Source organism: Candidatus Defluviilinea proxima, assembly GCA_016721115.1.
In the GTDB taxonomy this organism is placed as follows: Bacteria; Chloroflexota; Anaerolineae; order Anaerolineales; family Villigracilaceae; genus Defluviilinea; species Defluviilinea proxima.
Genome location: JADKIW010000001.1, coordinates 2,744,798 through 2,756,674, shown reverse-complemented (window position 1 = coordinate 2,756,674; position 11,877 = coordinate 2,744,798). Strand labels below are relative to the sequence as shown.

Genomic DNA, 11,877 nt, shown 5'->3' with positions numbered 1-11,877 from the left:
CTATATAGTTTTGAAATTATTTTGTGTGCCCCTAATTGCTTCCACCGCCGCAAACGTGGATTTGGTCACACCGATCAACTGCTCATATGGAATTGGTAGTTCGCCGCCTTCTCGAATGGATTTGGCGAAGGCTTTCCACTCTACCACATGACCTTTATCCTGCGCCCCCTTCGCCACGTTCTTTCTTCCATCACGAACTGTCTGCAACGAAACGAAATCATCCAACACTGACACTCCTCCGCCACAAAACACTTCAACGCGTTCTTTCGGGAAGGATTTGTCGCCGTTGGCGAGATAATCCACGATACCAACGGAACCATCAGGAAAGGTAAAGGTCATCGAGACGTTGTCTTCGCGGTATTTACCGTTATCAGGTAACGCATGTGCTGTCACCGAAATGGGACTTGCCCCAACGAGAAACGTAATAAAGTCAATGAAATGACAGCCTTCGCCGATAATGCGTCCGCCACCGAGTTCGGGGTCTTGAGTCCAATGATTGAGAGGAATATAACCCGCATTGACTCGGTAGTGAACATGCATGGGTTCGGTGCGATCTTTGTAGAAAGTAGAAAGTTGTTGAGCAAGAGGGGCAAAGCGGCGGTTGAAACCTACGGTCAGGAGCGATTGATTGTTAGCTTTTAGCTGTTTGCTAATGGCTAACAGCTGAGAGCTATTAATCGCCAACGGTTTTTCCACAAACACATGCTTCCCTGCCTTGAGAGCTTTGACGACCAGATCCGCGTGTGAGTCATGACGGGTAAGGATAGCGACGGTGTTGATGTTCGGGTCATTGATGATCTCGTCATCGTTCGATGTCGCGTACTGAAAGCCAAACTTTTTGCCTGAGTGTTGAGCGTGGAGCCCGCCCGACGAGGCGATGCCGACGAGGTTGATATCTCCAGCTTTCTTGATGGCAGGAAGGAGAACTGCATTGGCAAATAAGCCTGCACCCAAAACACCCAGCGTCACAACGTTTGAACGTTGTAACGTTTGAACGTTGAACCTGACAACTTTCTGGCTTTCCGCTGTTTCCACAGACTGAGGATATGTAAGTAACACACCTAGGAACTTTTCTTTCGCTTTCCCTGTGATGACTTCATAAGCTTTGACGCCCTGTTCGATTGGAAAACGATGTGTGATGAGTGGTTGGACTTTGAGCTTGCCCTTCGACATTAAGTCCACGACGGCTTCGAAGTTGCGCCCCTCCGTCCAACGGATGTAGCCGAGGGGATAGTCGTGTCCGTTTTCTTCGTAGTTGATGTCGTAACGGCCAGGTCCGTAGGAACGCGAGTTGATAAAAGAGATCTCTTTTTCGTAGTAGACCTTGCGAGGGATGGTGAGCCCAACCGCACCTGTTGCAACAACACGCGCACGGTCACGGGCAATGACGCCCGCCAGTTCAATCGGGTCATTGGACGAGGTGTCCGCGCAGATGAGGATGACATCGAATCCGCGATTAGAGGTGAAGGCTTGGGCTGTGTCCACCGCTTTCGGACGGGAAACAGCTTGAAGTCCAAGAGAAGAGGCGAGGGCGAGGCGGGCGGGGTCAATGTCAATGCCGAGAACGTTGCATCCAGCGGCGGTAGCGATCTGGGCGGCGAGGAGGCCGAGCAATCCCATCCCGATGATCGCAACATTCTCACCGATCTGAGGTTCGGCCAAACGGAATCCGTGCAAAGCAATGGCGCCAAGAGTCGTGAAGGCCGCGGATTCGGAATCGACATTCTTTGGAAGAGGCGTGAGCAGGTTACGCGGCACAACATTGTATTCCGCATGGACGGCAAAGCCGCCACCGGCACACGCCACACGTTGACCGACTTTGAATCCCTGCATACCTTTACCAAGTGCAATGATCGTGCCGGCAGATGAATAACCAAGCGCCATGGGCTGATCGAGACGGTTGAATACAGCCTGCACAGTTGGCATGATGCCTTCGCGTTTTGCTTTATCGAGCGTTTGTTTGACAAGATCAGGGCGTGAACGCGCCTTGCCAAGATAACTTTTCTCTGCGAATTCGACGACCATGCGTTCAGTGCCCGCAGAGACAAGGCTGGACTCGATCTTGACAAGTGCCTGCCCTTCACGCGGGGTTGGCATGGGTACATTCTCGATTGTGGACTTACCTGTTTTGACGTTTTGTAGGAGTTGTTTCATATGGTATCGGAGAGTAGAGATTGGGTATTAGAGATTAGTAAGGGAGAATTTAGAGGCTGGATCGTCGGAAAACCGCTTTTAAATCCCTACTCATCTACTTTCTGTTCTCTATTCTCTACATCAGGAAGTATAACCCAACTCGATATGCGAACTAAAAGCGAACTTTGGATGACAAATGTCACCTTTACGATTAAGGAAAAACTTAATAATTGACTTTCATTTTTCCGAGTGCTATTCTATTCATATCGGGAACAGCGTGAGCTGTTTATTTGTCGTTTCATACATAACAGAGGAGTTAACTATGGCGCTCGGTGGTTACGCAGACAAGGTTGCCTGGGTAGATTTGACTGCAGGCAAAACAGAATTCAAACCCATCCCCGAAGAATACAAATTGAAATATATTGGTGCTCGTGGCGTTGGCGTACGATTTGTATTCGACAATGGGCCATCGGTCGATCCGCTTTCACCAGATAACCTGCTGTGCTTCATGAACGGTCCCATGACCGGCTCGGAAGCCAACATGAGCGGACGTATGGCGGTTGTGACAAAATCGCCTCTTACTGGAACGGTCACTGATTCTCACCATGGAGGCTGGTCTGCCGCCCGGTTGCGCTGGGCTGGTTACGATGGCTTGGTTTTCAAAGGTAAAGCGGCCAAACCGACCTATGTCTACATCCATGATGGCGAATTTGAACTGCTTGATGCTTCAGAAGTTTGGGGGAAAGGCGTTCACGATACCGTAAAACATTTCAAAGAAAAATATGGTGAGAAAGACCTGACCGTGATCGCCATTGGTCCCGCAGGTGAGAACCTTGTCAAGTATGCGTGCTGGGTCAACGAAGATGATCGCGCCAGCGGACGCGGTGGCACCGGCTGTGTTGGTGGTTCGAAAAACCTGAAAGCCATTGTCATCAAAGCTGAGAAGAAGATCGTCAAAGCCGCCGACCGTGATAAGTGGAAGGCCGCTCACTCCACCGCCCTCGCCCAGATCATGGATGAGCGCGTTGTCACCTCCCCACGCAAAGGCGGACTCTCCGTCTACGGCACGAACGTGCTCATGAATATGACCAATGTCATTGGTGGTCTGCCCGCCATGAACAGTCAGCAAACCGCTTACGAACACGCCGATAAGATCGCGGGCGAATATGTAAACGATAACATCCTTGTGGACAATCCCACTTGTCACGCCTGCCCTGTGGCCTGCAAAAAGGAAGTAGAGATCAAGGACGGACCGTACGCCGGTCTGCGCATGGAATCGGTGGAATACGAACCCGCCTGGTCTGTCGGGGCGAACTGCGGCAATGACGATATCCGCGTAGTTGCCAAGATGATCGATTGCGCCAACGATTATGGCTTCGACGCCATCGAAGTTGGACATCCGCTTTCTGTTTGGATGGAAGCCAGCGCCAGAGGCTACACCAACGGCTCCGGCAAGATCAACTGGGGCGATGGTGCAAAGATGGTCGAAACCGCCAGAATGATCGCGTATCGTGAAGGCTTTGGTGATGTACTCGCGAACGGCGCCAATGCAGTCGCCGCGCACTTCGGTCACCCCGAACTCGCCATGACCGTCAAAGGTCAGGGCGTGCCTGCATACGATCCGCGTGGTATCAAAGGCATGGGCATTGGCTACGCCACATCCAACCGCGGTGCCTGCCATCTGCGTGGTTACACTCCTGCCGCTGAGGTTGTTGGTAACGTGCTCGGTCCGTCTACCGTCACCGATCCGCTTGAGTGGAAGGGCAAAGGCGAACTCGCCATGATTTTCCAAAATGTTCATACGGTGACAGATTGTCTTGATATTTGTAAATTTGCCACATTCGCCGAATCGCTTGATGCGTTCGCGGCGCAATACGAAGCCATGACGGGCGTCCCCTCCAGCCCCGAGCATCTGCTCAAAGTTGGCGAGCGCGTCTATAACCTCGAGCGCTATTACAACAACCTGAACGGCTTCCGCGAAGGCAGTGACTACCTGCCCAAACGCTTCACCGATGAACCCTCCACGATGGGTGGAAGCAAAGGCCAGGTTTGCGAACTCGATAAAATGCTCGTGGAATATTACGACAAGCGCGGATGGGTCAACGGCGTCGTGCCTGAATCCAAACTGAAAGAGTTGGAAATCATCTAACGCTCGGCTCTTTCTGGCACAGCCCCCTGTGGGTAACCGACATCTGATTCTGCTTTCTGAAACAGAATCTCCCCGAACACAAAACAGGGCGACGTGAGTCGCCCTGTTCATTTCTCAACCCCGAAGGGGTGCAATGATTATAAAAGCCGATGCGCCAACAGAAAAATCCCGAAGGGATGACACAAGCGTATGTCATCCCTTCGGGATTTGAAAACACGACATCAAGGCTATAAGAATGCCACCCCTTCGGGGTTAGCCACCACCCACCGCAGGGAACACATTGACCGTATCATCCTGCATGATCTTCGTTTGGAATTTATCCTCGGTAAATTGCACATCACGGCCATTGATAAAAAAGTGGACGTGGCCGTACATATCTCCATTTTCGTTGAGCAACTCTTTTTTCATCTTCGGGAATTTCTCGATGACCGCATCCAAAAGTTCCTGTGCGGTGACACCATGATCTACATCAAACTCAACCGTCTTGCCACCAGCAATATCGCGTAGGGTTGCAAAAAAATTGACTTTCATTCACTGCTCCTTTTCCTAAAATTCGGCTCACGTAAAACTTCCACGTTCATCCGTCCGCTGGAGATGGGAGAGAAAAAACTGACGACAGAATCGGGCTTGAGGGGCGTATCAATTCCCGCCGTCAAAAGACGCGGGTTCCGTCCATCCACATAGACAGGCACATCCTGCCGCAGATTGTCGTGCAAATCCAATAAATGCTGTTTGGCTTCGGGGAATTTTTCGATGAGGTAGGCGGTCAGCTTGCGGAAGGTATCCACGCGTGCATCGTCCACATCCAAAGACGGGATGCCAATGATCGTACGCATATTGGCATAGAATTTCGCCTGCATAAAATGCAGTATATCAAATTTTATGGAGTCGGTGGCTTGCCGCCGAAAATACGGGAGCAAGCTCCCTAACTCCAAAAATCTACGGGCACTGGATGATGCCCTGCGCCCACAAGCATCCGCCGCAGACGGGAGCAATATCGTTGCCAAGACAGTCTTCCACATTTTCTTCAGAGAGGTCACAGCCACCGCAGAAGGTGCAGGGCGCAAAAACAAAGTTATGCAAGCGTTCGCGATAGGCGAGATATTCCGGATCGAGCCAAATCTGCTCCAACGTTTTTTCGCGGACATTGGCAATGACATGTTTTTGCGAGGTGCGTGGTTTGTTGTGCAAATAGCTGGTATGCGTGTGCATCAACGGCCAACACGGGCTGACGTCGCCCGTCCACGCAATGGACATGGTTCCGCTTTCGACGAAGTTACAGACATCGTTGGCGCCGCCCCAATTGTTGCCCGCAAAGCTGATGTTGCATCCGCTGTTGAAGGCCTCGGTAAGCGCGGCTTGCGTATCTTCGTTGAAGTCCATTTTTGGGAGGCTGAGTTTTGGCAACATGGGAGAAGGCAGATAAGCAATGTTTCGCATCGTGCGTAAGTAGAGACGGTCCGCTTGCATCTCTGGCGTGGCGGGTTGCACATTGCTGACGGAGTAATACCGTGCGCCGAAAGTATGTCCCAGTTGAATGATCTTTGGCAAATCATTGATGTTGCGTTTCATCGCCACGAATGCAACACCGATCTCAGGCTTGGGGAAGTGACCCGGTCCGCGCATTTTGAAGAGACGGCGAAGATTTTCGATGATGACAGGAAATTCCGCACCGAGGCGTACGTCGGCGAAACCTTCGGGAGTTGCGCCATCTAAAGAAACCCAGAGAATATCCAACCCTGCGTCAATTAGTTCACGAGCCTTTTTCTCGGTCAGGATCGTGCCGTTGGTGATGACTTCCACTTTTACACCAAGTTCCTGTTTGATACGACGGATCCATTCGATTGTCTTTTGATGGAAGAGCGGTTCGCCGATGCCCCCAAAATAAACACTGGGAATTGGGTCCATTTGTTTGAGGCCGTTGATGATACTTTCAAACGTGTCCTCGGTCATACGGCCAATGGGCTGGTCCCACGCATTGCGGAAACAGGTAATGCAATCGAGATTGCAGGCAACGGTTGGTTCGATGTAGACTTTGGTGAGGTGCGTTACCGGGCGATGCATACGGACGAAGTTATTCCCCTCGTCGAGGCGAACCTTGGAACCAGGATTCATCCCATACTGGCGAGCAACTTCAGGTGGAAGAATGAGGCGTCCCTGTTCATCCACTTCTGCCCAGGCGGTTGTCGGTTTCGTCGAAAGAACGTTCATGGTCTCTCCTTACTGATAAACCAATTCATACTTATGTTATCCATTTTTGGAAAAGATTCATGTGACGAAAGTTACAGTTCAATGAAGACAAATAGCCCATGTTTGGGAAATGTTATAATCTTCGAACTAATCCATTTAGGAGAATCCCCTTGGCTGACCTACGAGTTCAAAAATTCGCAAAGATCTTAGTGGAACATTCAGCACGCATCGTACCCGGCGACCGCATCTTGATCGAAGGGACAACCCTTGCGGAGCCCTTGATACGAGAGTTATATAGTCAAATTTTGGAAAAAGGCGGTCTACCGCACCTGATGGTCGGGTTTCCAGGCATGGTGCCGTTTGTGCAAGAGGACATGTTCCTCACCTATGCCAATGACACCCAACTTGACTTTGTACCGACATTTTATAAGCTTGCTTACGAACAGTTCGAGGGCCGCATCCGCATTCATTCTGCGGCAAACACGCGAGCCACATCCAGCATTGACCCTGCCAAAGCGCAACGGCACAGCCGGGCAACCAGCACGATCACAGAACATCAAATGCGACGTGGCGCAGAGGGAAAATTCAAGTGGGTCACTACGCTCTACCCCACCGATGGCTTTGCACAAGACGCCGGGATGAGTTTAAAAGCTTATGAAGATTTCGTCTTCAAGGCTATCCATGCCAACGAAGAAGACCCGATCGCCTATTGGAACAGCACGGCAGCCGGTCAACAGAGAGCCATTGACTTTCTTGCAGGCAAGGACAAAGTTACGCTACAAGGACCGAACGTTGACCTGACGCTTTCGATCAAAGGCCGCAAGTTCATGAATTCAACGGGCACCTATAACATGCCCGACGGCGAAATTTATACAGGGCCGGTGGAAGAGTCTCTTAATGGTTGGGTGAAATATACATATCCCGCGATCTATGGCGGCGTGGCCGTGGAAGGTGCGGAGTTAAAGTTCAAAGATGGGCGTGTGGAACAAGCTACTGCAAAACAGAATCAGGAATACCTGCTCAAGATGCTTGATTCGGATGGCGGCTCACGTTACATAGGCGAATTTGCCATTGGTTCGAACTACGATATCGACAAGTTTACCGGCAATATCCTGTTCGATGAAAAGATCGGCGGGACATTCCACATGGCGCTCGGCGCAGGTTACCCGGAAACTGGTTCACACAATAAATCATCCATCCACTGGGACATGATATGCGACCTACGCACAGACTCGGAAATCCGCGTGGATGGCGAGTTGTTTTACAAGAATGGGGAATTTGTTTTCGGAAAATAAAATCGTAGGGACGGGCAGCTGCCCGTCCCTACATCGTTTAATAAAACCCAACCCCGCTATCAACTTTACGTGCATATTCATCGATCCCACCACGGACGTTGACTACGTTCTTCCATCCCTGTTGCGCCAACCATGCAGTGACTTGTGCACTACGACTCCCATGATGACACATGATATAGACAGGAATGTCTTGCGCTCTAGCGGACTCTGACAAAGCATCCGGTCCGTCCTGCGCCAACCGGCTCATCGGTGTGACCTCAAGCCTGTTATCCTCTATTTTGGCATAGTTCAACTCATCAAGCTCGCGAACGTCAAGCAAAATAAATTTATCTTCTGAGTTGAGCTTTTCGGCCAGTTCGGCCACGGTAATTTCGGGGAACATAATTGTTATTCCAATGCCTTTGAATACAACTTCTCTACATATTCCTTCACCATGCGACGGGTGGAGAATTGCGGAGCGACAGTCTTGATGGATTCTTTCATACGTCCCACCCATTCTGTCGGGATGCCATTGATATCACGGTCGTAATACATTGGGATGAGTTCGTTTTCCAATTTGTTATATAAATCCTGCGCGTCGGACTGGTCCTGAAGATCAGTCACTTCGGTGTGCTTATCCTCGCCAATAGACCAGCCATTCTTGCCATTAAAGGCCTCACGCCACCAACCATCAAGAATGGAGAAGTTCAATGCGCCATTCAAGCCAGCTTTCATGCCCGATGTGCCACTTGCTTCCAGCGGACGGCGCGGCGTATTGAGCCACACATCCACACCTTGGACAAGGTAACGAGCAAGATTCATATCATAGTCTTCAACAAAGACGAGGCGCCCGCCCGTCTCAGCGCGTTTGACTGTGCGATAGATCTTCTGGATGAGTTGCTTGCCAGGTTCATCGGCAGGATGTGCCTTGCCTGCAAAAACGATCTGCACCGGCATGTTCGGGCGATTGATAACATTCAATAAACGTTCCACATCTGAAAGGATCAGGCTGGCTCGTTTATAGGTGGCAAAGCGGCGCGCAAAACCAATTGTCAACACATACGGGTTGAGCAAAAGTCCCGCAGAGACAACCTGCACCGGATGGAAACCACCTGCCGTCCAACGGTCACGGACGCGTTCGCGCAGGTAAAAGTCCAATTTGCGTTTGAGGTGCTGGCGAACTTCCCACAAGGCTTCATTGGGAAGGGTATCCAGCTTATCCCACAAATTAGAGTCATCCAAACGATCAAGCCAATTTCGGCCAAGATGCAGGTCGAGCAACAGGCGCAAGCGACGTGCCATCCAATTTGCGGTGTGGACTCCGTTCGTCACATGTGTGATGGGAACATCATCCACCTTCTTGTCATTCCAAAGGAAGTGCCACATATCACGCGAGACATGTCCGTGCAATTCAGAGACGGCATTGCGTCCCTTCGAGGAGCGGAGAGCAAGTACGCCCATGCTGAACGTTTCGCCATGTGCCTGCTGATGGCGCGCAAGGTCATAGAACTGCTCACGGCTTAAGCCAAGCTGAGGCCAGATCGCCGCAAGATATTTATCCATAAGCCACAGCGGGAATTCGTCATTCCCAGCAGGGACAGGGGTATGTGTGGTGAAAATGTTCTGCCCACGTGTTTTTTCGATTGCAGTTTCAAACGTATCACCCTTCACAATCAGTTCACGCGCGCGTTCCAACACAAGGAATGCGGCATGTCCTTCATTCATATGCCAAACAGTTGGGTTGACTCCCAACACACGCAACATACGCACGCCGCCAATACCAAGCAGAACTTCCTGAATGATGCGGCGGTCCAAGTCCGACCAATATAAGCGCGCGGTCAACAGGCGGTCATAGTCTGAATTGCCTTCAACATTTGAATCCAATAGATACAGCGGAATCCGACCCACACGCACTTCCCACACACGCAATGCAATGTTTCGGTCCGGTAACTCAACCGATACGGTGACAGGCTTGCCATCTTGCAACACCTGAGTCACTGGTAAATCGTCAAAAGTTAACGGGTTGTTCAAAGACTCTTGCCAGCCATCCTCGCTGATGCGCTGTGAGAAATATCCTTGCGAATACATGAAGCCGATACCAGTCAACGGCAAGCCCAAGTCACTGGCTTCTTTCAAATGATCACCAGCCAATACGCCAAGGCCACCCGAATAGATCGGTAGAGTTTCATGCAGACCAAACTCCATGGAAAAATAAGCTATGGAATTTTGAGCCAGCTTCGGCTGAGTCTGATTCGTCCACGTCTCTTGTTGCGCCATATATGCATCAAATTCATCAAAGACAAATTGATACGATGTCATATAGTCTCTGTCTTTGAGAACTTCATTCAAACGCTTACGCGTGATCTCGCGCAACATGCGAATGGGATTGTGATTCAAACGCTCCCACATGGCACGATCCAATTGCGAATATAGGCGGGTGGCGTCAGGTTGCCACGTCCACCAAAGGTTGTATGCCAACTCACCGAGGCGAGCCAGCTTTTTAGGAAGGTCAAAGGAAGGAAGTTGAGTGCGAAAATTATTCATGGCGCACAATCATACCGCAAAATTTATTCCTGATAATTACAAGAGGATACAAGTACCCGAACAGGTAGTAAGCATTAAACTGAGTGCGACAAGCGGTACAATGGATTTATGCCAACGATCCAATTTTTTGTAACATGTCTTGTCGATTCTTTCTACCCGAAAACTGGTTCGGCCATCGTGGACATTTTCCATCGCCTCGGCATTGACGTGGAATTCGCGCCCGACCAAACCTGTTGCGGACAACCCAACTTCAACGCGGGCTTGCGAAAAGAAGCGCGGCCAATGGCAGAACATACCATCAAGGTTTTAGAGAGACTTCCGAAGTCTTTAAAGACTTCGGAAGTCTGCGACATTGTTGTCCCTTCGGGCTCGTGTGCCTACATGATGAAACACGGATACGCAGAGTTGTTCGCAGACGACCCTGTCTGGCTTCCACGTGCAAAGGCATTGGCTTCACGCGTTTACGAGTTCACAGAATATCTTGTTGACAAACTCAACGTGACCGATCTCGGCGCACAATGGAACGGAACGCTGACGTATCATCCCTCATGTCACACACTGCGCGGCATGAACATTGACCGCCAACCACGCGCCCTACTGGCAAACGTGAGAGGCGCGAACATCGTTGAACTACCAGAGGCCGAAAATTGTTGCGGCTTCGGTGGCATCTTCTCCATGGAACATCCCGAACTTTCAGCAGAATGGTTGAAGCGAAAGATCGGTAATTTAGAAAAGACGGAGTCCCCTACTCTAGTCGTGACCGAGTCGGGATGCCTGATGCACATCGCGGGCGGATTGCATCGGCAAAAGAAAAAGCAGAAAGTCATTCATATTGCGGAAGTGCTTAACACCCGCTAACACAGGAGGAAACCATGTTCTCGAAATCAGCACAATATTACGATGATATTTATGGCTCAGCAGGCAAGAATTATGTAATAGAGGTAAACAAATTAAATAAAATTATCCAAAAGCACAAACGCTCCCAAGGAAACACCCTGCTCGATCTCGCCTGTGGGACGGGAGTTCACGCGGGGTTACTGAACAAGTATTACAAAGTCGAAGGATTGGATCTTGACGCCCAAATGTTGAAGGTTGCCAAGAAGAAACATCCGAAGATCCGCTTTCATCAAGGCAACATGATCGACTTCAAATTGGATCGCCAATACGACATCATCACCTGCCTGTTCAGTTCCATTGGATACGTGAAGAACAAGTCCAACCTGGATAAAGCAATCAAGAACATGACCAATCATCTGCTTCCGGGAGGTGTTCTATTGGTCGAGCCGTGGTTCACACCCGAGCAATGGAATCCCGGCAACATATTCACCCTTCAGGTCGAAAAACCTGACCTGAAGATCGTCCGTATGAGTTTGAGCAGGCAAAAAGGGAAAATCTCCTTTGTGGATCTGCATTACATGATCGGTACATCAAAAGGAGTGAACCATCTCACAGAAGTACACACATTGGGATTGTTCACACATGCAGAATACATGGATGCATTTAATAAGGCAGGATTGCGCGTTACCCACAACAAAAAAGAACCGGGAAACCGCGGCCTGTTTATTGGCAAGAAAGCGGTCAAATGAG

At 50.2% G+C, this 11,877-nt stretch carries 10 protein-coding genes; 4 read left to right on the top strand and 6 right to left on the bottom strand.

The window, feature by feature from the left end:
* Positions 1–2,154: a bi-domain-containing oxidoreductase gene (locus IPP66_12770; protein MBK9926151.1), complete on the bottom strand. Its 2,154-nt coding sequence runs from the start codon at positions 2,152–2,154 to the stop codon at positions 1–3.
* Between the two features lie 301 nt (positions 2,155–2,455).
* Here IPP66_12770 and IPP66_12765 point away from each other — a divergent pair, with 301 nt between their 5' ends.
* Entirely contained in the window at positions 2,456–4,282 is a 1,827-nt protein-coding gene (locus tag IPP66_12765; GenBank protein ID MBK9926150.1) for an aldehyde ferredoxin oxidoreductase family protein, read from the top strand.
* A gap of 252 nt (positions 4,283–4,534) precedes the next feature.
* Here the strand turns inward: IPP66_12765 and IPP66_12760 are convergent, their stop codons facing one another.
* The 3 genes from IPP66_12760 to IPP66_12750 form a co-directional block, all read right to left on the bottom strand.
* A complete protein-coding gene (locus IPP66_12760) occupies positions 4,535–4,813 on the bottom strand; it encodes a MoaD/ThiS family protein (GenBank protein MBK9926149.1) in 279 nt (92 codons plus the stop codon).
* Positions 4,810–5,118 (bottom strand): MoaD/ThiS family protein, encoded by a 309-nt coding sequence (locus IPP66_12755; protein ID MBK9926148.1) that lies wholly within the window; start codon positions 5,116–5,118, stop codon positions 4,810–4,812. The genes IPP66_12760 and IPP66_12755 overlap by 4 nt, the downstream gene beginning before the upstream one ends.
* A gap of 103 nt (positions 5,119–5,221) precedes the next feature.
* Positions 5,222–6,493: a radical SAM protein gene (locus IPP66_12750; protein MBK9926147.1), complete on the bottom strand. Its 1,272-nt coding sequence runs from the start codon at positions 6,491–6,493 to the stop codon at positions 5,222–5,224.
* Between the two features lie 149 nt (positions 6,494–6,642).
* On the opposite strand from IPP66_12750, the gene IPP66_12745 reads away from it, so the two are divergent.
* Positions 6,643–7,767 carry an aminopeptidase gene (locus tag IPP66_12745; GenBank protein MBK9926146.1) on the top strand — a complete coding sequence of 375 codons (1,125 nt, stop codon included), beginning with the start codon at positions 6,643–6,645 and terminating at the stop codon, positions 7,765–7,767.
* Positions 7,768–7,804: 37 nt separating this feature from the next.
* On the opposite strand, the gene IPP66_12740 is transcribed toward IPP66_12745, so the two are convergent.
* Together IPP66_12740 and glgP are read right to left on the bottom strand one after the other, a co-directional pair.
* Positions 7,805–8,149, bottom strand: a complete 345-nt coding sequence (locus IPP66_12740; protein ID MBK9926145.1) for a hypothetical protein — start codon at positions 8,147–8,149, stop codon at positions 7,805–7,807.
* A gap of 5 nt (positions 8,150–8,154) precedes the next feature.
* Entirely contained in the window at positions 8,155–10,290 is a 2,136-nt protein-coding gene (gene glgP, locus IPP66_12735; GenBank protein MBK9926144.1) for an alpha-glucan family phosphorylase, read from the bottom strand.
* 108 nt (positions 10,291–10,398) lie between these two features.
* Between glgP and IPP66_12730 the strand changes: the two genes are divergently transcribed.
* On the top strand, positions 10,399–11,148 hold the full coding sequence (locus tag IPP66_12730; GenBank protein ID MBK9926143.1) for a (Fe-S)-binding protein: 750 nt from the start codon (positions 10,399–10,401) through the stop codon (positions 11,146–11,148).
* 14 nt (positions 11,149–11,162) lie between these two features.
* The gene (locus IPP66_12725) at positions 11,163–11,876 is read left to right on the top strand and encodes a class I SAM-dependent methyltransferase (protein MBK9926142.1); all 714 of its coding nucleotides are present in this window, start codon (positions 11,163–11,165) and stop codon (positions 11,874–11,876) included.
* The last annotated feature ends 1 nt before the right edge of the window (position 11,877 follow it).